Source organism: Sinorhizobium sp. 7-81, from assembly GCF_030124405.1.
Classification (GTDB): domain Bacteria; phylum Pseudomonadota; class Alphaproteobacteria; order Rhizobiales; family Rhizobiaceae; genus Sinorhizobium; species Sinorhizobium psoraleae.
Genome location: NZ_JASKLT010000026.1, coordinates 18,808 through 40,790, shown reverse-complemented (window position 1 = coordinate 40,790; position 21,983 = coordinate 18,808). Strand labels below are relative to the sequence as shown.

Below are 21,983 nucleotides of genomic sequence, written 5' to 3'. Positions count from 1 at the left end.
TCGTCGTGAAGATCAACGCCGACTTTGAAGTCTCGTCGCGAATGGTTGATCGCTCGAAGCTTCCCAAAACGACGAAGCCTCTGTTGAGGATAAGGTGGAACGATCTGCTCCAAGCCAAATGACGTTCGTCCGCGAACGCGCAGTGACAGGCTGATACCGCATCGATTTCTTTGCTCTCTCGGCTTACCCGTCATCATGGGCCGAATGCCCCAATCCGCATCAATGTCCCAACGCGTCACAATCGCGAGCGAAACGCATCGATCATTGCCCTTGAGACATCGCCGGGATAGCAGATTGGGGCAGCACCCCCGAGTCTCGAATATGCGCTCCTGCGCCCGCAGCGTCGTCCGGCCCGTTCGCGACTTTCCGGGCAAGGGCACGATCCGCTATAGCCGGAGATCGACTCAGCGATGATGCGCTGTACGATCATGGAATCGGATATCTGCGGAACCTTGATTGGCTCTTTAGGAGATGACTCTACAGATGCGGGTGTATCGCTCTTTGGCTCTGACCGTGGGTTATCGGTACTTAGGAGATGCGATGCGATCCAACCCTCCCGCCGCGTGAGGTTCTTGGACGCGCGACCACTCTCCATCGACCGAAAGCAAGCGGACCGATCGACTCGCATCATACCGATCAAGGATCGAAAACTTCTTCCCAGGTCCTTCTCGTAAGGCGACGCGCTTGCCGCGCACGAAAACCGTTGCGACCACTTTCTCCATGTCTGCTCTATCAGACAGTACAGAGAACTGGTCTTGCTGAAACGTCGCTGTAGAGACTTGGGTGCGACCGTCGGCCGAGGATTTCTGCTCTCGAGCAACGGTTCCTGAAGATAGCCGCGTTTCGTCGACTGCGGCCCGTTCGTCACCAATCGAACCGATCCAATAGATGATTGTTACAACTACGGCCGCGCCAACAAGAAATTGCCGCATGAGATCCCCGCCCTGGGTTGTATCATTCAACGCTTTTCCCAAGACAGCAAGCCCACATTGATACTTGTCCGATCCCGGGGGAGTCGGGGCGCGGTTGAAACGCGGGTCGACTTGTCCGTGAGGTGCACCGCACTATTAACCGTTATGGTTTTTTTGTGTTGCAACTTGAACTTGATCAATGTTCACTGAATATAAACAAAGCCTGGGAGCACAAATATGCCGAGTTTTAAGTTCGGCCTCGTCCGCATGCTGGCCTTCTGCTTGGCCATTTCGCTTGGGTATGATCCGGCATTGGCCGGGACAAAGAAATTTGGCCCTTTTTCGTTCGAGGAGAGCGACCCAAGCGTCATCACACTCAGCGGCGAAATCGACCTCTATTCCGCTCTGAACTTCAGGCGGGCGCTTCACGCTTCGCAGAAAGCTAGATTGCTGGTGCTAGATAGCGTCGGTGGCGCTGTTCAGATGGCGCTGTTGATTGCGGACGACGTGCACGAAAGGCGCCTCTCCACCTTTATCCCAAAAGGGAAAGGTTGCTACTCGGCTTGCGCCTTCGTTTTTATGGCGGGTGTCGAACGGCAGGTGGACGGTGAGCTTGGCGTCCACCAGATCTCTAGTGAATCGAACGACCTGGTAAGCGCACAGCTGTCAATCTCCGATATCATTGACATGCTCGCTCGCTTCGACACTCCGCCGGAGGTCATGACCACGATGTTCAAGACGCCTCCGTCACAGATGCATGTGTTCTCACGCGAGGAAATTGGCCGCTACAAACTTAACCGCAAGGGCACGGCGACGACATCGAACGAACAGGTGTCCACAACTCCGATCGTCACGTCCGAGGGTGCGCCACCTTCAACGGCAAACTCGATTGCGGCTGCCTCATCTGAGTCAAACAGCCAAGTTGGCGCTGCATCGCCTATAGGCCACGGTCAAAGCGAGAAACTGTCGGCGATCGAGGAGTTTGCTCGTAAACCGACGCGTATCGCCGTCTACACTGGCCTTGACCTGTTTGGCGATGATCTCACCTCGAAAAGGACGGCCGACGTCGCCGAATGCGCCACGAGCTGTCTGGAGATGAATGGCGCTTGCAAGGCGTTCACCTTCAATGCCAATCCGAAGATTGTGCGTGGACCGAACTGTTTCCTGAAAGCAAACGAAGGTCGCGCCGATGGCAACTCGGTCGCGATCTCGGGAAAATTCCTGGCGAGCGCGGATCCAGATCCAACGTCATTTAGCATGGGCACGATCGACCCAAAGAAGGCGCTGTTCGAGGATGTGGATCTACCTGGGGGCGATCTCGGCGTTCGTGCGTCGATCTCGAACGCAACCCCTCTTCAGTGCCGACTCGCTTGCATCGACAATGACCGGTGCGTTGCCTTCACCTATATCAAAAAGAAGCGGGAGTGCTGGATGAAAGGTGCCGTTGGGACACCGCTCTTCAAAACCGGCATGATTTCCGGGGTGAAGAGTTTTCAAACATTCGCACCGGCGAAGGTCATCGGACTCGACTGACCATCTGCCGGCGATCTTCACGCCTTGAAGGGATACGAACAGGCGGGCGTGCGGGAAGCTGGGCTGCTTCCCTGGTAGCGCCAGAGTTCGCGAAATCCATTGCGCCCCGAGCTTGATCAATCGGTTTGCTGTCCCTAGAAACCTTTCTGGTGGGGACTGTAGCTCAATGGTTAGAGCCGTCGGCTCATAACCGATTGGTTGCAGGTTCGAGTCCTGCCGGGCCTACCATACCACCACACGGTCGCGAGACGTGGCCAATCGGTTCAAATGCCAGTCTATACATTAGGCGATCTCGTTGGCCCAAAAAGTGAACATCACAGCAACGAGCCGTGCAGGGCTCGTGGGAGCACGCTTCTTCGCGACGTCCACGCCTAAGTCTGTGAACGGCAGCATTGCGCCCTCATGCACGAACCCGCTTCGCGGGAGGGCGTGCGCGGTGAGGTTGGTGTGATTATCCGAAGTTCTAGGCAGGCTGTTGGTGTTGCCTGACCATTGAGTTCCCTTCAACGAGAGGAACGTTCAATGGCCAGCTTCTCCAATGATGCCCCGACCACACCGCTTCGCCAGCGCATGCAGGAAGACATGGTGATGCGAGGGTTGGGATCTCACACTCAGCAGGACTACATCCGTCATGTCCGGCGCTTCGCTAGGTTTCTTGGGCGTACCCCTGACACCGCAACGGTCGAGGACATACGACATTTCCAGTTGTATCAGCATGAGAACGGTGTGGTCCGGCCACGATCAACAGCACGGTTTCGGCGCTACGCTTTCTGTTTGCGGTGACGCTAAAGCGGCGGGATCTGGCGCGAGCGCTGGTGATAACCCGCAATCCACGCAAGCTACCCGACGTGCTGAGCATGGAGGAAGCTGCGCGGTTGCTCGAGGCGGCGCCAGGCATCAAATACAAAGCGGCGCTTGGCGTGGCCTATGGCGCGGGCTTGCGCGTCTCCAGGTCGCGCATCTCAAGGTCGATGACATCGACTCGACGCGCATGCTGATCCGCGTTGAACAAGGCAAGGGACGCAAGGATCGCAATGCCATGCTTTCTCCGCAACTCCTTGAACTGCTGCGACTGTGGTGGCGCGAAGGAAAGCGGCGCGGCGTGATGCTGCCTCATGGCTGGCTGTTTCCGGGGCGCAGCCGCACCGACCCGATCTCGTCGCGGCAGCTGCATCGCGCGGTTCAGGAAGCCGCGGATGTCGCCGGCATTCACAAGCGCGTCAGCCCGCATACCCTACGGCACAGCTTTGCTACCCACCTTCTGGAGGATGGCACCAATATCCGCGTCATCCAGGTTCTGCTCGGACATAGCAAGCTGGAGACGACCGCGCTCTATGCCAAGGTCTCCACCCGGACTATTCACGCGGTCGCAGGGCCCCTCGACCGGCTGATGGCGTTGATGGAAGGCAAAACGCCCGACGGCTGAGCCATGCGCACCTCGATCGAGGTCGCCGATATCTTCCGTGTTGCCGGGCCGACCTATCGGAAAGCCCATGGGGGACACCTCAGCTTGGCCCAGTTCAAGGTGATGTCGGCGGTCGAGCACTGCCGCACCGCTGCATTGGGCGGCCATGTTGAGGCCTGCGAGGATTGCGGAGAGTGGCGCATTGCCTACAATTCCTGCCGGAACCGGCACTGCCCGAAGTGCCAGGGCGCCGCCGCACGCACATGGCTCGCCGAGCGCGAGGCTGATCTCTTGCCGGTCGGATACTTCCATGTCGTCTTCACGCTGCCTACCGAGATCGCCGCGATCGCCTTCTACAACAAGGCGCTCGTCTACGACCTTCTGTTCAAGGCCGCATCGGAAACGATGCTGACGATCGCCGCCGATCCGAAGCATCTCGGCGCGCGCATCGGCATGACCGCCGTGCTGCACACATGGGGATCAGCCATGACCCATCATCCCCATGTTCACATGATCGTGCCAAGCGGCGGCATCTCCCTTGATGGGTCACGCTGGATATCGTCACGTCCTGCATTCCTCTTGCCGGTGCGTGTGCTAGGCAAGCTCTTCCGGCGCTTGTTCCTCACGAGACTGCTCCAACTCCACGATGCCGGGCGGCTCACCTTCTTCGGTTCGGCTGCGCATCTCACTGACCGCCGGGCATTCGTACGGCACCTGTCGCCGGTGCGAAAGAAGCGTTGGGTCGTTTATGCCAAGCCGCCCTTCGCGGGACCTGAGGCGGTTCTTGCCTATCTGTCACGATATACGCACCGGGTGGCCATCTCGAACAGTCGTCTGATCTCGTTCGACGAGACCGGTGTCACCTTCCGCTACAAGGACTACCGCCGCGACGGCCGCGACCGGCAGCAAATCATGACGCTCGCGACCGTCGAGTTCATTCGCCGCTTCCTGCTCCATGTCCTGCCGCGCGGGTTCCACCGCATCCGGCATTACGGTCTGCTCGCCGGCAGCTCCCGAAAGATCAGCATCGCTCGCGCCCGCGACCTCCTGAACGCTGTCCCGCCGCCCGCTGACGACGCAGCCGATGAGCCGAACGATATCCGCCCGCCATGCCCATGCTGCGGCGGACGTATGATCGTCATCAAGGTGTTCGAACGCTGGCGGCAACCGCGCGGACCGCCAGATAAGGCAATAACGAACCGGGAGAGTGCGTCATGACCCGGCATGGCAGATCCATTCATATGGTCCACTCAAAACAGAGCCGGCCAACGGGAGGGCCTGCGCCAGTCCGAACGGCGCTGGCTTCCAGCCGGCCAAACGCTCTCCCAATCACCACGAAACTGTCGGCGGTCACACCCGAAAACACCAATCTTCACCCGCTGGGACCGACAAGCGACGCTGCGAGCAGCGGCCCGCCGGAAGATCCGATAAACAAAACCCCATAGCTCACAGAATGCCGACCGCGGGTTCCTGCATGAGAGGCTTTCGTACGCCTGACGGCACCCGAAACCCTTCACCATTTGGGACTTGCACGGTCTTGGATGCACGCCCTGAAAGCGGACGCTGGGGTTTTAGATTTCCAAGGTCACCAAGGCGGACTTTCAAGACGTTCGGAGCGGCTGGTAGGGATGGGTTCGACCCGTTGCGGCCGCACGTGGATACGGTCTGGAGATCCTGGTTTTGGCCCCAGAGCCGACTCTTGGGCACCAGCACGAGATTGCCACCGCGATGCCCATCAGCCGGTGGTCGTGAGCCGATCGCTGCTTATGTAGCATGCCCTTTGCCGCGCTCGATGCCCTTTGTTGCCAAGGTGCCATCGACGTCAGCCGACATCAGAAATTCCGACAGTTGCTTGGCAGCTTCTGTGTCCTTTGGATCAGCGCTGATGCCAATGGCGAAGTCGATGTAACTTTGGAGTTCCGACGGAAACCGCCCGACAAGCATGACGTCGGGAGCGGCGGCGAGAATTGAGGTCACGGGAAGGACCGCCAACTCGGCTTCCCCGCGGGCTACAGCCAGCGCTGTCTGCCCTCCTGCTATGCCCACCATCCGGCTGAAGAAGGGCTGCGTGTGACGCGGCCCCTGCGCGGCTTTGGTGAACCGTTGCTCGATTTCAGCGGCCGCATGCCATACCGTGCACTGCAGTCCATCTACGACGGCTTGTTTCCCACGGGCCGGACCGCTGCTACTGGAAGTCAACCTACCTCGCTGGCCTCGACAACGGCGCTATCGCCGATATCGCCACGCGGATGGCGAAACGCCCGTCCGAGAAGACGTTTGCCTCGATCTGGAAGTTTGGCGGTGCGGTACAGCGCGTTGCCGCCGATGCCACCGCCTTTGGCGACCGCTCCATGCCTATCATGCTGAGCCTCGATGCAATCTGGTCCGATCCGGCCAACGACGACCCCAACATCGGGTGGGTTCGCGACGTTTGGCGGGGCATGCAGCCCTATTCCACCGGTCGCCTGTATCTGAACTTCCGGATTTGGTGAAGGTGAGAATCTGGTTCGCGGCGCGTTCGGTGCAGAAACCTACGCAAGACTTCAGAAGGTCAAGCGCGACTACGATCCAGACAATCTCTTCCACATGAACCAGAACATTCTGCCGCAATGAGGTCGGCGGAATGCGTCATTGATGATTGCCACCCAGTTCTAGCCGCACAGTGTCTCCCCTCGGCGCGACGCTGTCGCCGGTCAAAACGGAGCGAATGACCGCATCCCACCCTTTCGCGACGGATGGGAACCGGAAAGATCGACCCACCCGCGACGCTGATGAAGGCTACGCGTTCCGCCGGTTGCTCCCACCGCGCCAAGTGGCGTATCGAAAACCGCCGAGGCTCTAATCGCCGCTGGATGAAAGTTCAGTGGCAGGTCACTATCTGCCGATCCTGTTCGCCTATCTTGGGGCCAGACGTAAAGAGTTTGCGGGGTTGGCAGTCGACGACATTGCAAAGGACGATAAGGGTTACATCATCATCCTTCGCACCAACGGCATTCGACGGTTGAAAAACGTACAGTCACAGAGACTGCTGCCTGTGCCCGAAGAAATGGTTCGATTGGGCTTCATCGACTATTATCATGCCGTCAAGAAGTTGGGGTACGCGCCGCATCGTTCGGCGGCGTCGTGTGTGCCCGCTTTGCCGAGCTTCTCAGCCGATTAGGCCCATTTTTCGCAGCCGGTATTCTAGTTTGGCGCGGGTCAAGCCGAGACTTCGCGCGGCAGCCGAGACGTTGCCCCCGGCGCGCCGCAGGGCGTCTTCGTAAAGAGCGCTCTCGGCTGTAGCGAGATCCCCCGCAGAGGAAATCCGCGCGGGGATTGTGGCTGGGTCGGAAGTAGTCGGGCGTGACGGCTTTGCCGTGACCTTTCCTTCCCGACTAAGTGCTTGTGGGAAAACGGGCGAGACCTCGCCGGCTATGAAGAGATGCTGAACGTCGATCTGACCGCCTCGCTCCGCGCAAATAACACCCCGCTCCATCAGGTTCTGCAATTCCCGGATGTTGCCGGGGAAATCATAAGCCAGGAGCGCGTCCATCGCCCGGCGGGACAGGCCGGCGACATCTCGGCGATGGCGTTCACGGAACAGGCGTAGAAAGTGGTCGACGAGCAGCGGGATATCGTCACGCCGCTCTTTCAGCGGCGGAATGACGATCGGAAAGACGCAGAGACGGAAATAGAGGTCCTGACGGAAGCGACCGGCGCGCACCTCGTCGGCAAGATCGACGTTGGATGCGGCGATGACGCGGACATCGGCGGGGATGGTGCGCGTACCCCCGACCCGCTCGATCTGGCGCTCCTGGATCGCCCGCAGCAGCTTGCCCTGGGCGGCATAGCCGAGTGAAGCGATCTCATCGAGAAAGATGGTGCCGCCGCCGGCTCGCTCGAAGTAGCCCGGCCGCGAAGCGACCGCTCCGGTGAAGGCGCCCTTTTCGACGCCGAACAGCTCCGACTCCACCAGACCCTCGGGTATCGCGGCGCAGTTGATCGGCACGAAAGGTCGTCTGGCGCGGGCGCTCAGCCGATGGAGCTGTTGAGAGAAGATCTCCTTGCCGACGCCGGACTCGCCGATCAGCAGAACCGTCGCCTCAGTGTCGGCGACCTTCTCCACCATCAGCTTGGCGCGCAGAAAGCTGGCAGAAACGCCGACGATCTGGTCGTGGACGCGCCGCGTTTCGTCCTTGCCTGTCGGAGGGCACTCCGCCGCCGATTGGACGGGCTCGACCTTTAGCCGCGGGGGGCGCCGTGTACGCTTCCATTCGAGCCCGAGATAGGCCCGCTCCGGTGCATCTTCGCCCCACTCCTCGGCGTTCCGGCCGACCACCACGCAGCGCGGCGCCCCCATCGCGACGCACTCGGTCTCCCGGAAAATGACCGGCCGTCCGAACAAGGTGCTGGTATAGCCGGTCGGATAGCCGCTCTGCATCCAGCATACCGGTTCGCTCGCAAGGCCATGATGGGCGATATGCTCGGCGGCTTCGGAGGAATCGTCCCACTGGAATTCGCCGAGATAGGTGCCTTTGACGCTGTCAAACTCGAAGTGCCTGGTCGTGACCTTCACGAAGCCCTCGAGTGTATGGACGCGCGGCCCTGCCGCCAATGCATGCGTCAGATCCTGGTTGGGGAAGCGCTTGCGAACGAGCTCGGCGTCGCGGACGCCCTGCATGTAGCCGACACGCATGAAGATGCCCTTGGCCGTCTCCACGCCAAAAGCCTCGATGATCTCCTGTCGCAGCCGACCGAGCACCTGGGACTGCATCAGCACCATGCGCTGGTCGTTGAGCCAGATACGGCCGTCGCCGAGGGCGAAATGCAGGGCTTCCGTGAGTTCGGTCAAGGTGGGCGACGCACCGGTCTCGAGCTCACTGAAGGCGCCCCTCGACAGCATCTTGCCCGTCGTCTTCGACGCGTCGGCGAGGGAGATGAGCTGCGGGGGACGTTCGCTGTTATGCATCAAGCGCCTTTCATGAAATTCTGAAAATGATGAAACCTTGCATTATTTCCTGAAGAAGGGCAAGTTCTCCTGGCGCCAGTGCCGGCCCACCATGCAAGCTGCAAAAATGCAATTGTTTCAGGTCCATCGCCGGAAAATGACGGTGCTGCAAGGATGGGCGCTGAAACTGGCATGCTCCTTGCGCTGCCTTGGGAGGCCGCCGGAGGATGCGGCCCGGAGGATTGCACCAGCGACAGCCCGGAAACGTGGCGAAATCACCCTCGCCTCGGGAGCGGCGAAGCCAGGTCTTCTTCCATCCAACTAGACCGCGGAGGACTTCGACCAATGAACATGCATAACCGGAACTTTCTCGACGCGGGCCGTTGGACCGGCCGCGCCTTCATATCCGAATGGGCTGAAACACGCGGCGGCACGATCGACGTGACCAATCCCGCCAACGGCACTGTACTCGCCTCGGTCGGCTTCGGCGGCCCGGAGGACGTCGCGCAAGCGGCAGGCGAAGCCCGTGCCGCCCAGAAGAGCTGGGCCAAGACGCTTCCGGTCGAACGCGCCAGGATCCTGAACAAAGCGGCCGATCTGCTCGAGGAAAACGGCGGCGAGCTCGCCCAGTGGATCATGAAGGAGTCTGGCTCCATCCACCCCAAGGCGATAATCGAGATCGAACACGGCGTCCTCTTCATCCGTCATGCGGCAACGCTCGCCATCACGCCGACGGGCATGTTCCTGCCCGGGATGGACGCGCGCGCCAACTATGCGCGTCGCGTGCCGCACGGCGTCGTCGGCGTGATCTCGCCCTTCAACTTCCCGCTGGTGCTTTCGGTCCGATCGATTGCGGCAGCGCTGGCGCTCGGCAACGCCGTCGTCCATAAACCCGATCCGCGCACGCCGATCTCCGGCGGCATCATCATCGCCCGGATCTTCGAGGAAGCCGGTCTGCCAAAGGGCGTTCTCAACATCGTGCCTGGCGGCGCCGATGCTGGTGAGGCGCTGTGCAGCGACCCGAACGTGGCGATGATCTCCTTTACCGGATCTGCCCGCGGCGGCGCCCGGGTCGGCGAGGTGTGCGGCCGTCACCTGAAGCGCGTCCAACTCGAACTCGGCGGCAAGAATGCGCTGATCGTCCTCGACGATGCCGACCTCGATATCGCCGCCTCCAACGCTTCCTGGGGCGCCTTCCTGCACCAGGGCCAGATCTGCATGGCTACCGGCCTGGTGCTGGTCGATGAGAAGATCGAGCAGGCAATCACAGAGCGTCTCGTCGCGAAAGCGCGGCATCTGCCAGCGGGCGATCCCTCAAGCGACCAGGTCGCTCTCGGCCCGATCATTTCTGATGCGCAGGTCGCGAACATCCAGAGGATCGTTGACGATGCCGTCGCCAAGGGAGCCAGACTGCTCGCAGGCGGCACGCATGACGGCCGCTTTTATGCCGCGACCGTGCTTGCCGGCGTCCAGCCGGGCATGGTCGCCTTCGAAGAGGAAATCTTCGGACCCGTCGCCTGCATCGTCTCGTTCAAGACTGATGAGGGAGCGATAGAACTCACCAACAGCTCCGAATACGGGCTGGCGGCCGGCGTGATTTCCGCCAATCTCGGTCGCGCCATGGCCGTCGGCGACCAGCTCAACGTCGGCCAGTTGCACATCAACGACCAGACAGTGAACGGCGGACCCTACGCCCCCTTCGGTGGCCGCGGCAAGTCGGGCAACGGCACGCGCGTCGGCGGCCCCGCCGACATCGAGGAATTCACCCAGTGGCAATGGGTGTCGGTGAAGGACAACGCGACGCCCTATCCGTTTTGACCGAGCCCGAACGAACGCAGAATTAGAACACGCAAGGCAGTCCGCTCGGCACGCGTTGACTCTACATGGACAGGAACAAGGCATGACCCTTAACGGAAAAACCATCGTCATCACCGGCGCCTCTTCAGGGATTGGCGGCGAAGTCGCCCGCCTCGCCCGCTTCCACGGCGCCCGCGTCGTCGGCATCGACCGCAACGACCCAATGCTGACCCTCGACGGTTTCGTCAAGGCCGATCTCAGCGATCCTGAGGCAATCGACGCGGCCGTGGCCCAACTGCCGGAGCAGATCGACGCTCTGGTCAATGCCGCAGGCGTTCCGGGGACTGTCGACCGCGACATCGTCGCCAAAGTCAACTATCTCGGCTTGCGCCACTTGACGGAAGCCATGGTCCATCGCATGCCGCGGGGCGCCTCGATCGTCAATTTCGCCTCCATTCTCGGCGCCGAATGGCCAAAGCGCGCCGAAGCCCACAAGGCCTTGGCCGCTACCGCCAGCTTCGCCGAAGGCCTGGCCTGGCTCGAGGAGAATCCGGTCCAACAGGAAACCTGCTACCAGTATTTCAAAGAGGCGTTGATCGTCTGGTCGCACAAGCGCAGCTTCGAGCTCTTCATGCGCCACGACATTCGCATGAACTCGGTAGCCCCGGGCCCCGTGTTCACGCCGATCATCGGGGATTTCATCACCATGCTCGGCCAGGAGCGCGTCGAACAGGACGCGGATCTGATGAAGCGTCCGGCTTTCGCCGACGAGATCGCGGGTCCTGTCCTCTTCCTCTGCTCGGACGACGCCCGTTGGGTCGTGGGCGTTAACTTACCGATCGATGGCGGGCTTGCTGCCGTCTACAGTTGAACCGAAGACCGACGTGCAAGCAGGCATTTGAGAAGGCCGCCTCGGTAGCCTCCTCATTGCTGTTCCTGCGCTGATCCCCGCGTCAGGCCGCCTGCAAGGCACGTTCCCGTCGCGCCAGCAGCAGAACGGTGGTCAACCCCGCCAGAAGCGTGATCGGAACAAGCGCGAAGATGACGTCAGACGGGCTGCTGCCGCCGGCGACGAGAAAACCCGCCAGCAATGGTCAAGCGATGGAACCGAGCCGGCCGACGGCCACCGCCACGCCGACACCGGTGCCACGAATTTCGAAGGGATAGCATTGAGGCGCCACGCCGTAGAGGATTGCCTGCACGCAAAGGATAGCACCGCCCACCAGCGCTCCAGCCATGAGGGTGAGCCCGAGATGTGCGGGCAGCAGGCTGAGCATGAGCAAAGCTGCGGGGGGGCGCGGCCGCGAAGCCGAGCGCGACCGGCATTACCGGGTTCCTCTGGTCGAGCATCCGACCGCCGACGAGGCTACCTGCCGCGCCGCCCAGGTTGAACAGGATCTGGACGAAAGAGGCCTCCTCACGGGCAAGGCCGCGGGAGACAAGAAGCTGCGGCATCCAGTTCAAGAGCAGATAGACGACGAGCAGCCCGAGAAAGAACGACACCCAGAGAGCCACCGTCGTAAGCAGCGTCTGCGGCGCCAGAATGCGCGAAAGAGCTCCCGAGGTGGATTTCGCCTCGCTCTTCACCACGCCGAGCGGCGGCAGCAGGATGTGGATGGCCGGCGCGAGCAGCAACGGCATGATGCCGCCCACGAGGAAGATCGAGTGCCAGTCGCCGCCGTGCAGGCCGAGAATGGCGACGCCGCTTGCCACGGCGCCGCCCAGGGGGACGCCGGCATACATGATCGAGACAGCGCGCCCCCGGCGGCTTGGATCTGTCGGTTCCGCGGCGATGTTGACGAGGTTCGGCAAGCGCCGCCGAGACCGACCCCGGTCAGGAAGCGCATGACGACGAGCTGTTCGAAGCTGGTGACATAGGCGGTGGCGGCCGAGAATATCCCGAAGGTCACCAGCGAAAGCACGAGTCCGGAGCGCCTACCCCAAGCATCGGCAACCCGTCCGCCGGCGAGCGCCCGAAGATCAGGCCGACCGTCGCCGACGAGAAGAAAAGTCCGATCTGTTGGGGCGTGAGCCCAAACGCCGGCGCCAGCTTGGGCACCGCGACGCCAGCCGCCTGAAGGTCGAAGCCTTCGATGACGGCTGCCATGAATGCGAGCAAGAGCGCTCGCCGCCCGCCGGAGCGGTGGTCGATGGTAATCTGCATTTCGTCCTCCCAGAAAGCGGGTTCCTACCTCCCCGCTGGTTGCAGGCCTAGCCCTGCTTCGGCCCATCCTCCTGCCAGATCTTCGCCAATAGCCGACGAAGCTCCGTCTGTTCCTCCGCCGTCAGGCGACGGAGCATGCTGCGTTCATGTTCGGAAACGAGTGCCAGCCACGCCGCCGCCGCCTCCTCGCCCCGACGGGTCGGGAAGAGCCGCTGGATGCGCTGGTCGGACTCGTCCGCCTCGCGCAGAAAAAGCCCCCGTTCCTCGAGCTCCGCCAGGATCGGTACGATGTTTGCCCTCTGCATGCCGAGCGCACGGCAGATCTCCGCCGAGCTGATGCCGGGTGTCTCGATGATACTGAGCAACACGCTCATCGGCACAGGCCGTGTGTTCGCAGGCTCGAGCGCCGAAACGGCCCCTTGCAGGTCGAAAACCGAGGCACGGCGTAGATGGTAGCCCACCAGGTCTTGCAGCCGGCAAATCTTTGCGTCTTCGGGATCCTGCGCGGGCTGCTTCTTTTCTAAAGGCATGACGACGTCTCTCATTGGCTCTTGCATTCTGCATAATGCTATGTCACATAACAGTCAATCCGCTATATGACATAGCGGTTCTTCGCCGGCAGCTTTCGAGCCTCGCCGACCGTCATTGGGAGGAGACAAATGACTTTCGTGTCGATGCGTATTGCCGGGGCGGAACATGCCGCCTCTACCGGCCGGACATTCCGACGACAGAATCCGGTAACCGGCGAGGTGGCGAGCGAAGCCGCCGCGGCCACCGTTGCCGATGCGGTCGCTGCAGTCGACGCGGCGGCGACCGCCTTCCCCTCCTGGGCCGCGCTCGGGCCCAATGCTCGCCGCGCCGTGCTCCTGAAAGCAGCAGACGCGCTCGCCGCTAAGGGGGACGCCTTCGTCGCCGCAATGGCCTCCGAGATTGGCGCAACCGAGGCCTGGGCTCGCTTCAACGTCATGCTCGCCTCGTCCATGCTGCGCGAGGCGGCCGCGCTGACGACGCAGGTCGCCGGCGAAGTGGTTCCCTCTGACAAGCCGGGCTGCCTCGCCATGGCGGTCCGCGAGCCCGCTGGCGTGGTGCTCGGCATTGCCCCCTGGAATGCGCCGGTTATTCTCGGCGCGCGAGCGCTGGCGACACCGCTTGCCTGCGGCAACGGCGTCGTCTTCAAGGCGTCGGAGATCTGCCCTCGCACCCACGCGCTGATCGTAGAGGCGCTCGAGGAGGGCGGCTTGCCCGGCGGGGTGGTCAGCCTCGTAACCAACGCGTCGGAGGATGCGGGTGACGTCGTCGGGGCGCTGATCGACCATCCGGCCGTCCGTCGCATCAACTTCACCGGCTCCACCAAGGTCGGCCGCATCATCGCCGAACGTGCGGCCCGACAGTTGAAGCCGGTGCTCCTGGAACTCGGCGGAAAGGCGCCGCTCCTCGTCTTAAAGGACGCCGACGTCGACGAGGCGGTGAAGGCCGCGATCTTCGGCGCCTTCTTCAACCAGGGCCAGATCTGCATGTCGACCGAACGGATCATCGTCGTTCCCAAGGTGGCCGAGGAGTTCGTGACGAAGTTCACCGAACGCGCCAGGGCCTTGAAGGCTGGCGACCCGCGCAAGGGAGCGACCCCGCTCGGCGCCGTCGTCGATGTGCGCACGGTCGACAAGGTAGAGGCGCTGATCGCAGACGCCGTGGCCAAGGGCGCAACGGTGACCGGGGCCGGCGTTACGGAAGGGGTGCTCATGCCGGCCCAGGTGGTCGACAAGGTGACCTCCGACATGCGCCTCTATTCCGAGGAAAGCTTCGGCCCGGTCGTCGCCATCCTGCGCGCGAAAGACGAGGAGGACGCAGTCAGCCTCGCAAATGACAGTGAGTACGGCCTGTCCGCGGCGGTGTTCAGCCGCGACGCGGCGCGGGCACTGTCGGTGGCGCGTCGCATCCGTTCCGGCATCTGCCATATCAATGGCCCGACGGTTCACGACGAGGCGCAGATGCCCTTCGGCGGCACCAAGGCCTCGGGTTACGGGCGCTTCGGCGGCAAAGCCGGCATCGCCGAGTTCACCGAGTTGCGCTGGATCACCATCGAGACCGAGCCCGGTCGCTTTCCGCTCTGAACGGCCGAACAGATTCGTAGAAACCGTTCCGGCCGACCGGCCGAGGCTATGCACATGCAAGGAGGGCCCTATGGCCAACGATATAGACACCGTCGCCTATGATGTCGTCGACCGCATCGCCTGGGTGCGCTTCAACCGGCCCGACAAGCGCAACGCAATGAGCCCGACGCTCAATCGCGCGATGATGGAGGTGCTCGACGAACTCGAGTTCCGGGAAGATGTGGGAGTCCTGGTACTCACCGGCGAAGGCGCCGCCTGGACGGCCGGCATGGACCTCAAGGAATATTTCCGCGAGACGGAGGCGGAGGGTCTCAAGGGCGTCCGCAAGTCGCAGCGCGAGAGTTACGGCTGGTGGCGCCGGCTGCGCTGGTACCAGAAGCCGACCATCGCCATGATCAATGGCTGGTGCTTCGGCGGCGGCTACGGTCCGCTCTTCGCCTGCGATCTCGCCTTCGCGGCGCATGAAGCAAAGTTTGGCCTTTCGGAAATCAACTGGGGTATCCTGCCGGGCGGCGGCGCGACCAAGGTCGCGGTCGAGCTCCTGTCCTTCCGCAAGGCCATGTACCATGCGCTCACGGGCGAGCCGATCGACGGGAGAACCGCGGCGCATTGGGGTCTCGTCAACGAGAGCTTGCCGCTCGCGGCGCTCAAGGGCCGGGTTACCGAGGTCGCGAAGGTGCTGCTCGAGAAGAACCCTGTGGCGCTGAAAGCCACCAAGGACGCCGTGCGCCGCGTCGGCGTGATGACCTACGATGAGGCGGAGGACTACCTCGTCCGCGCCCAGGAGGCCGCCAACTCGTTCGATGATGAAGGGCGCAAGGAGGGCATTCGTCAGTTCATCGACGAGAAGTCCTACAGGCCGGGTCTCGGCGCTTACGACAAGGATCGCCAGACCCGCTGACGCCCTGAGGAGGGCAGGAGGAGGAGAAAGATGAAGGAGTTTTTTTGCCCCGATCCGGCAGCGCTGCACGTGCGCCTTCGACCGGATTCGCTTGCCTGCACTGACCTTGCAAGCGATCGCCGTTGGAACTACCGCGAACTCGATGCGGATATCCAACGTGCAGTCGCCCTATTGCATCACGAGGGCATCGGTAAAGGCGACCGGATCGCCGTCCTTGCTCGCAACAGCGTATACCAGATCATCCTGCAACAGGCGTTGATGCGGCTCGGCGCGATTTTCGTGCCACTGAACTGGCGGCTGTCGCAGCAGGAATTGGGGCTCCTGCTGGAGGACTGCACCCCAGCCATTCTCTATACCGACGATGAGATTCCCGTCCTGCCACCGGGTTGCCGGAGCTACAGCTTCTCCTACTTCGCTTCCGAAATGTCTGCCTTCGATCCAGCGCCGCGCTGTCCCCAGCATTCGGGCTGCGACACCTGCATCATTCTCTACACCTCCGGCACTTCAGGGGTTCCGAAGGGAGCGCTGCTCACTGCCCGATTTCTTCTGGCCACGGCGGTAAATTTCAACGTGCTCGGGGAAGTCGACACCGGCTGCATATTTCTGTGCGACACCCCGATGTTCCATGTGATCGGCATCGTCGCACAGATCTGGCCGCCCTTGCTGCGCGGCGGCACGTTCATTGTCTCTCCCGGCTTCGACGCGGAAAAGACCAACGACCGGCTCGGCAACCCTGACTTCGGCGTCACGCACTATTTCTGCGTGCCGCAAATGGCCGAGGCGCTGCGCCAGACGCCAAACTTCGCACCCGAACGCTGGACGAAGCTCAAGGCGCTGTTCACCGGCGGCGCGCCCAATCCGGCGGCGCACATCCGCTGGTGGCTCGACCGTGGCGTGCGGATGGTGGATGGCTACGGCATGACCGAAACCGGCACCACGCTTGGCATGCCACTCTCGCGCGACCTGCTGCGCAGCAAAGCGGGAGCCGCGGGCGTTCCTGGGCCACTGACGGCGGTGCGGCTGGTGGACGAGGATGACCGAGACGTGACTGACGGCACGCCGGGCGAGATCCTGGTCTTCGGTCCGAACGTGATCGGCGGATACTGGAACCGGCCGGAGGAACGTAAACGCAGCTTCACCGAGGACGGCTGGATCCGCACCGGAGACATTGGGCGGCGCGACGAAGAAGGCTACATCACGATTGTCGACCGCCGCAAGTACATGTTCATTTCCGGCGGCGAGAACATCTATCCCGTCGAGGTTGAGGCCGCGCTTTCGGAACATCCCGGTGTGCGCGAGGTAGCTGTGGTCGGTATTCCCGACGAGCGATGGGGCGAGGTCGGTCGCGCCTACGTCGTTGCCGCGCCGGGGCAGGACCTCGACAGTGACCAACTCGCCCATCACTGCCAGTCGTTGATTGCCCGCTACAAGGTTCCAAAAGAATTCCGCTTTGTCGACGAGCTTCCAAGAACCGGATCCGGAAAAGTGATCAAACATGTACTGCGCAAGGAGGCGCTGGAGGAGTGCGGCTCGAAGCCCGGCAGTGATTTCAGGCGGTAGGCGTCCGCGGCATCACAATTACGATGGATTCCAAAGGGAGGAGTACAATGACTAATTCCGTATCAAGTATTGCATTTGTCATAAACGGATCTCTTACCTTTTGTTTGGCCAGCGCAGTGTCTCAGCCAGCATACGCGAGATTGAAATAACCTCGATCACGCATGCCGCGAAAGGAGAGGAAAGTCCTATCGATCACTGCTGGTACGTGGCCAAACGGCCAGCCGGACAGGATTGGACGGAGAACGCTATGAGATCCGTTTCGAGCTGCGTTTGCCGGATGAATGGAACGGCCGCTTCGTTCACCAATTTAACGGCGGAAATGACGGTTCAGTCGAGGAAGCTTTTGGACCGCTGCTTGGGGGGAATCGTAGGGACACAGCTCTGGGAAGAGGGTATGCCGTAGTGTCGAGTGACGCAGGTCATGACGGCAGCGCCCATCCTGATGCGGGGATGGTAGGTAGCGCACGGTTTGGCTTTGACCCGGAGGCGCGTCGCCACTACGGCTATGGCGCGGTGAAGATATTGCAGCCAGTGGCGAAGGCGATGACCGAGGCCTACTATGGCCGCAAGGTCGAGTTTACCTATGGCGGCCGGGGGGTCGAACGGCGGCCGGCATGCCATGGTGGCTGCAGCGCGAATTCCTAGCGAATTTAACGGGCTGATAGTTGGCTATGCAGGGTTCAATCTGCCCAAGGCGGCCATTCAGCATGCGTGGGACGTCAAAGCTTTCAAGGCGGTTAACGCCGATATCCGGAAGGCCTTTTCCAAGGAGGACATGGGCCTCGTCGGCGCTAAGGTCCTAGAGAGCTGTGACGATCTTGACGGCCTGAAAGATGGAGTCGTCGCCGATGTGGACGGATGCCAAACATCTTTCGACCTGACGAAGTTGCAGTGCACTTCGACCCGGCAGTCTGCATGCCTGTCGGCCGCGCAGGTCAAAGCGCTGAAAACGATCGCAATGGGGCCGCAAGATTCCGCCGGCGAGCAGCTTTAGCACCTGGGACTGGGATAGTGGGGTCGCCGGATCAAACTGGCGGTTGTGGAAGCTGGAAAGCGGCGTTCCGGAGTGGGGGGGGAATGCCGCGAATGGTCGTCCTCGGCGCGCCTTCCCTGGCGCAGATATTATTTCGACGCCGACGCAGGGAAGATCTTCACGACCGACGGCACCTTCCCGGAATCGGCTATGGACTTCATGACACCAACCGGGACGCAAGATCCTGATCTGAAGAGTTTTAAGGAGGCCGGCGGCAAAATGATTGTATTTCACGGCGTAAGCGATCCAGTATTTTCGGTCGTCGACACGACCAAGTGGTACTAGAGGTTGGATGCGAATAATGGCGGAAACGCAAGAAGTTTTGCCATGTTCTACTGGATACCGGGAATGAACCATGGCGCGCGCGGCCCAACGACAGATGACTTCGACATGTTCTCTCCACTTGTGGATTGGGTGGAGAAGGGCAAAGCACCAGGCGCCGTCGTCGCGGGCGTAAGTCCAAAGAACGAGGAGGCTGAAGATCTTCAGGGTATCACGCGCAAGCTTTGCCCCTATCCTCATGTTGCACGCTATGCTGGCGGAAATAAAAAAATCGGCAGACAGTTTCGTCTGCGATACTGCGACACCGAGGCGATGCAGGAGCACCTTGCCGAAATCAGTAACGCCGTCGATCCCGGAGCCCATGCGGTGCTCATCCTCGACCAGGCAGGCTGGCACGTCACGCCGAAGCTGAAGGTGCCGGACAACATCACCTTGATGTTTCTGCCGCCGCGGTCGCCGGAATTGAACCCGGTCGAGAACCTCTGGCAGTTCATGAGGGACAACTGGTTGTCGAACCGCGTCTTAAGGACTACGACGATATCGTCGATCACTGCTGCCGCGCTTGGAACAAGCTCATCGGTCAGCCGTGGAAGATAATGTCGATCGGAATGCGCGAATGGGCCCACAGGTCATGATCAGCGCACGTTGGTATAATAACTTCATAGCGGACCGTTCCGGGACGGGCTCGAAGTTTTGGGCGCGATGACGCCAGATTGCCTCCTGACGCGAGGCCACATAATCTGCAAGTTTTGCATCGCACAAAGCGATCAGCGAGGCCCGCTCCCACTCTCCAAGCCCACCGTCCGATGTTACGAGCCGATAAATACCTCTGTCATGCGTAATGATGCCATGCTGCGTAGCGTTTGTGTCGGGTATCCTTTGGTGATCTGTTCATAATATTCCAGCTGGCTGAGATCGGCTCCAAGAAAGGCTGCGGCGATCTGTCGACGGGTCGCAGCGCCGCCTCCCGCCAAGATAGTGCGTATCATCAGCGGCTGGTAGACGTGACTCATCGACATGACGCCGAGCAAAAAAGATCGTAGCCTCTCGAAATCGCTACTGCCCACCCGCGGCGACTGCCTATCCGGTGCATCTTCAGGTTTTCGACGTTGCATCAAGTGATCTCACACGTTTAGCTATGGGTGAGCGAATTTATTAGTATTACTTCGATTCGCTCTAGTGTCATGCAAGGTAAAGCAAAAGATGACCCTCCGTAGCCTGCCGACAACGCCCCACTTCTCAACGTCCACACACAAGCTGCTCGACGCGTTGTACATCCCGGCTCTGGAGCGCGCGATTTCCTATGACCGCGGCGTCGGCTACTTCACGTCCAACTGGTTGAAGATGGCTGCATCTGGCATTGCCGCTCTCGCGAGAAATGGTGGCAAGGTGCGGATGATTGCCAGCCCTATCCTAAATCGGGAAGACAGCGCTGCACTCAATGAAGGAGCCGATGCCCGCAATGATCCGGCGCTTCGCCAGGCGCTCGAACTGGCGATTGCCGATCTCGAGCGCGATCTTTCCGACAATACTTTATCCGCGCTCGCATGGATGACTGCCGATGGTCTACTCGATTTCCGCATCGCAATCCCAACCCTCGAGCTCGACGGCGATTTCCACGACAAGTTCGGTATTTTCCGCGATGCCGTGGGCGATGCTGTTGCGTTTCACGGATCGCCGAACGACAGCGCCAAAGCGTTCCGCAACTACGAGTCAATCAGCGTCTATTATACCTGGGTGGATGGGCGCGAGGCGCAACGGGTCGAAGCGGAACAGGCACGCTTCGATCTTCTTTGGAACAACCGGGATGCCAATGTTCGGATCTACGAGCTGCCCGACGCAGTCCGCCGGAACTTCATCGAATTTGCCGGCCGGACAGAATGTCCTTACGACCATCCCGTTTCAAAGAAACAGGGCGGAGACAGCCGTTGGCGCCATCAGCATGAGGCGATGGCAAGCTTTCTGAAAGCGAAGCACGGCATCCTCGAAATGGCGACAGGTACGGGCAAGACCCGCACCGCACTCGCGATTTCGGACGAGTTGTTGGAACGCGATCTGATCAACACGGTCGTCGTCACCGCCCACGGCACCGACCTGCTCGATCAATGGCACCGGCAACTCGTCAAGCAGGGCGTGCTCCCAGTCTACCGCGCTTACGAAAAGTATCACGAGGCGCAATCCTATCTCAATCACCCCGACGGTTCTATTCTATTGATCTCGCGGCAGCACCTCGCAGCGGTGCTGCCACGATTGCGCACGCCATGTTTTGAGAAGGCGCTTATCGTATGCGACGAAGTACACGGACTCGGATCACCCGCGCTCGTTGCGTCGTTGAGCGGCAAGCTGCAGCCATTCGCTTACCGGCTTGGACTGAGCGCGACACCCGATCGGGAATATGATCAGGACGGCAACCGCTTCATTGAAGACGAAATTGGCCCGGTGATCTTTGAGTTCGGACTGAAGGACGCCATTCGCGAAGGCATACTTTGCGGCTTCGACTATATCGAACTCCCATATGATTTTTCAGATGAAGACAGGGCCGCAATCCGTCAGGCGGTGCGGCGCTATCACGCCAAGGTGAGTGCCGGGGATGCACCGGCGATCGAGGCGCTTTATCAAGATATCGCCCGCATCCGAAAACTGTCGAAGGAAAAACTTCCGCCCTTCGATACCTATGCGCATGCCCATCGAAACTCGTTGCAGCGATCCCTGATCTTCGTGGAAACGGCCGAATACGGGCTTTACGTGCAGAACATCCTTATGGAGCTGCATATCGACTATCACACCTATTATGGCGATGACGAGCGAAGCAACCTGGTGCGATTTGCCAATGGTGAGCTCGATTGCCTGATCACCTGCCACCGGATCTCCGAAGGTATTGATATCCAGTCAGTCAACACGATCGTGCTGTTTGCGTCAGCGCGCGCAAGACTTGAGACGGTCCAAAGGCTCGGCCGATGCCTGCGCACGGATCCCGCCAACCCCGGCAAGCGCGCCACCGTCATCGATTTCATTCGGGTTGAGGATGACGCCGGCGACGACCACACGGGGGAACTCAGCGCAGACGAAGACCGTCGCGACTGGTTCCGCGATATCGCCGCCGTCAGCCCTTCTACCCCCATTGCAAATAGGCGCCTTTTCTCTAACGATCAACCAGAGGGCGAATCATCATGACAGAAATGCATCAGGATATCGAGACCGCCGTTACCGAAGTGCTGGCGTCGGCAACCGATCAGAGCGACGAGTTCAAGCGCCGCCTGCGCAAGCTCGTCGAAAATGCGACGATCGGGAACCTGACCGACGACGATGTTCGCGAGGTCATTGGTCTGATTTCCGTTTCCCTTACGGAGGAAGAATAG

At 61.0% G+C, this 21,983-nt stretch carries 20 protein-coding genes, 1 tRNA gene and 5 pseudogenes; 18 read left to right on the top strand and 8 right to left on the bottom strand.

Features of this window, described 5'->3' with window-relative positions:
* Nucleotides 1-518: 518 nt before the first annotated feature.
* On the bottom strand, nucleotides 519-962 hold the full coding sequence (locus tag QN224_RS31825) for a hypothetical protein (protein WP_283979919.1): 444 nt from the start codon (nucleotides 960-962) through the stop codon (nucleotides 519-521).
* 186 nt (nucleotides 963-1,148) lie between these two features.
* Here QN224_RS31825 and QN224_RS31820 point away from each other — a divergent pair, with 186 nt between their 5' ends.
* The 4 genes and pseudogenes from QN224_RS31820 to QN224_RS31805 all read left to right on the top strand — a co-directional run bounded on the left by QN224_RS31820 (nucleotide 1,149) and on the right by QN224_RS31805 (nucleotide 5,067).
* Entirely contained in the window at nucleotides 1,149-2,444 is a 1,296-nt protein-coding gene (locus tag QN224_RS31820) for a PAN domain-containing protein (protein WP_283979918.1), read from the top strand.
* Between the two features lie 152 nt (nucleotides 2,445-2,596).
* Nucleotides 2,597-2,672: transfer RNA gene (locus QN224_RS31815), tRNA-Ile, on the top strand.
* 294 nt (nucleotides 2,673-2,966) lie between these two features.
* Nucleotides 2,967-3,870: pseudogene (locus QN224_RS31810) on the top strand (tyrosine-type recombinase/integrase).
* Nucleotides 3,871-3,873: 3 nt separating this feature from the next.
* The gene (locus QN224_RS31805) at nucleotides 3,874-5,067 is read left to right on the top strand and encodes an IS91 family transposase (RefSeq protein WP_283979917.1); all 1,194 of its coding nucleotides are present in this window, start codon (nucleotides 3,874-3,876) and stop codon (nucleotides 5,065-5,067) included.
* A gap of 546 nt (nucleotides 5,068-5,613) precedes the next feature.
* Here the strand turns inward: QN224_RS31805 and QN224_RS31800 are convergent.
* Nucleotides 5,614-5,901: pseudogene (locus tag QN224_RS31800) on the bottom strand (substrate-binding domain-containing protein); the annotation flags it as partial.
* A gap of 197 nt (nucleotides 5,902-6,098) precedes the next feature.
* Between QN224_RS31800 and QN224_RS31795 the strand changes: the two are divergent.
* From QN224_RS31795 to QN224_RS31790, 3 genes are all read left to right on the top strand, one after another.
* Complete coding sequence (locus QN224_RS31795) at nucleotides 6,099-6,341, top strand: hypothetical protein (protein ID WP_283979916.1); 243 nt, start codon at nucleotides 6,099-6,101, stop codon at nucleotides 6,339-6,341.
* A 10-nt stretch (nucleotides 6,342-6,351) separates the two neighbouring features.
* Nucleotides 6,352-6,462, top strand: a complete 111-nt coding sequence (locus tag QN224_RS34180; protein WP_369292626.1) for a BBE domain-containing protein — start codon at nucleotides 6,352-6,354, stop codon at nucleotides 6,460-6,462.
* 250 nt (nucleotides 6,463-6,712) lie between these two features.
* The gene (locus QN224_RS31790) at nucleotides 6,713-7,009 is read left to right on the top strand and encodes a hypothetical protein (protein WP_283979915.1); all 297 of its coding nucleotides are present in this window, start codon (nucleotides 6,713-6,715) and stop codon (nucleotides 7,007-7,009) included.
* Here the strand turns inward: QN224_RS31790 and QN224_RS31785 are convergent.
* Nucleotides 6,998-8,797, bottom strand: a complete 1,800-nt coding sequence (locus tag QN224_RS31785) for a sigma-54-dependent Fis family transcriptional regulator (protein ID WP_283979914.1) — start codon at nucleotides 8,795-8,797, stop codon at nucleotides 6,998-7,000. The two genes, QN224_RS31790 and QN224_RS31785, sit on opposite strands and share 12 nt — an antisense overlap.
* Nucleotides 8,798-9,121: 324 nt before the next feature.
* Between QN224_RS31785 and QN224_RS31780 the strand changes: the two genes are divergently transcribed.
* Both QN224_RS31780 and QN224_RS31775 read left to right on the top strand, forming a co-directional pair.
* Complete coding sequence (locus QN224_RS31780) at nucleotides 9,122-10,594, top strand: benzaldehyde dehydrogenase (protein ID WP_283979913.1); 1,473 nt, start codon at nucleotides 9,122-9,124, stop codon at nucleotides 10,592-10,594.
* A gap of 82 nt (nucleotides 10,595-10,676) precedes the next feature.
* Nucleotides 10,677-11,444 carry a coniferyl-alcohol dehydrogenase gene (locus QN224_RS31775; protein ID WP_283979912.1) on the top strand — a complete coding sequence of 256 codons (768 nt, stop codon included), beginning with the start codon at nucleotides 10,677-10,679 and terminating at the stop codon, nucleotides 11,442-11,444.
* A 176-nt stretch (nucleotides 11,445-11,620) separates the two neighbouring features.
* On the opposite strand, the gene QN224_RS31770 is transcribed toward QN224_RS31775, so the two are convergent.
* The 4 genes and pseudogenes from QN224_RS31770 to QN224_RS31760 all read right to left on the bottom strand — a co-directional run bounded on the left by QN224_RS31770 (nucleotide 11,621) and on the right by QN224_RS31760 (nucleotide 13,267).
* Nucleotides 11,621-12,385 carry an MFS transporter gene (locus tag QN224_RS31770; protein WP_283979911.1) on the bottom strand — a complete coding sequence of 255 codons (765 nt, stop codon included), beginning with the start codon at nucleotides 12,383-12,385 and terminating at the stop codon, nucleotides 11,621-11,623.
* A 41-nt stretch (nucleotides 12,386-12,426) separates the two neighbouring features.
* A pseudogene (locus tag QN224_RS34175) lies at nucleotides 12,427-12,483 on the bottom strand (hypothetical protein); the annotation flags it as partial.
* Nucleotides 12,480-12,737 (bottom strand): hypothetical protein, encoded by a 258-nt coding sequence (locus QN224_RS31765; protein ID WP_283979910.1) that lies wholly within the window; start codon nucleotides 12,735-12,737, stop codon nucleotides 12,480-12,482. The pseudogene QN224_RS34175 and the gene QN224_RS31765, both read right to left, overlap by 4 nt.
* A 47-nt stretch (nucleotides 12,738-12,784) precedes the next feature.
* Complete coding sequence (locus QN224_RS31760; protein ID WP_283979909.1) at nucleotides 12,785-13,267, bottom strand: MarR family transcriptional regulator; 483 nt, start codon at nucleotides 13,265-13,267, stop codon at nucleotides 12,785-12,787.
* 129 nt (nucleotides 13,268-13,396) lie between these two features.
* On the opposite strand from QN224_RS31760, the gene QN224_RS31755 reads away from it, so the two are divergent.
* From QN224_RS31755 to QN224_RS31725, 7 genes and pseudogenes are all read left to right on the top strand, one after another.
* Complete coding sequence (locus QN224_RS31755; protein WP_283979908.1) at nucleotides 13,397-14,848, top strand: aldehyde dehydrogenase; 1,452 nt, start codon at nucleotides 13,397-13,399, stop codon at nucleotides 14,846-14,848.
* A 70-nt stretch (nucleotides 14,849-14,918) separates the two neighbouring features.
* Nucleotides 14,919-15,749: a p-hydroxycinnamoyl CoA hydratase/lyase gene (locus QN224_RS31750; protein WP_283979907.1), complete on the top strand. Its 831-nt coding sequence runs from the start codon at nucleotides 14,919-14,921 to the stop codon at nucleotides 15,747-15,749.
* Between the two features lie 30 nt (nucleotides 15,750-15,779).
* Nucleotides 15,780-17,309, top strand: coding sequence for an AMP-binding protein (locus QN224_RS31745; protein ID WP_283979906.1), 1,530 nt, complete (start codon nucleotides 15,780-15,782; stop codon nucleotides 17,307-17,309).
* A gap of 231 nt (nucleotides 17,310-17,540) precedes the next feature.
* Complete coding sequence (locus QN224_RS31740; RefSeq protein ID WP_336621140.1) at nucleotides 17,541-17,954, top strand: tannase/feruloyl esterase family alpha/beta hydrolase; 414 nt, start codon at nucleotides 17,541-17,543, stop codon at nucleotides 17,952-17,954.
* Complete coding sequence (locus tag QN224_RS31735; RefSeq protein ID WP_283979905.1) at nucleotides 17,929-18,303, top strand: tannase/feruloyl esterase family alpha/beta hydrolase; 375 nt, start codon at nucleotides 17,929-17,931, stop codon at nucleotides 18,301-18,303. The genes QN224_RS31740 and QN224_RS31735 overlap by 26 nt, the downstream gene beginning before the upstream one ends.
* Nucleotides 18,304-18,348: 45 nt before the next feature.
* Nucleotides 18,349-18,888 (top strand): annotated as a pseudogene (locus QN224_RS31730) (tannase/feruloyl esterase family alpha/beta hydrolase); the annotation flags it as partial.
* A 33-nt stretch (nucleotides 18,889-18,921) separates the two neighbouring features.
* Nucleotides 18,922-19,259, top strand: a pseudogene (locus QN224_RS31725) (transposase); the annotation flags it as partial.
* A 174-nt stretch (nucleotides 19,260-19,433) separates the two neighbouring features.
* Here the strand turns inward: QN224_RS31725 and QN224_RS31720 are convergent.
* Entirely contained in the window at nucleotides 19,434-19,739 is a 306-nt protein-coding gene (locus QN224_RS31720) for a hypothetical protein (protein ID WP_283979904.1), read from the bottom strand.
* Nucleotides 19,740-19,827: 88 nt separating this feature from the next.
* On the opposite strand from QN224_RS31720, the gene QN224_RS31715 reads away from it, so the two are divergent.
* Complete coding sequence (locus QN224_RS31715) at nucleotides 19,828-21,798, top strand: DEAD/DEAH box helicase family protein (RefSeq protein WP_283979903.1); 1,971 nt, start codon at nucleotides 19,828-19,830, stop codon at nucleotides 21,796-21,798.
* Complete coding sequence (locus QN224_RS31710) at nucleotides 21,795-21,983, top strand: hypothetical protein (RefSeq protein WP_283979902.1); 189 nt, start codon at nucleotides 21,795-21,797, stop codon at nucleotides 21,981-21,983. The genes QN224_RS31715 and QN224_RS31710 overlap by 4 nt, the downstream gene beginning before the upstream one ends.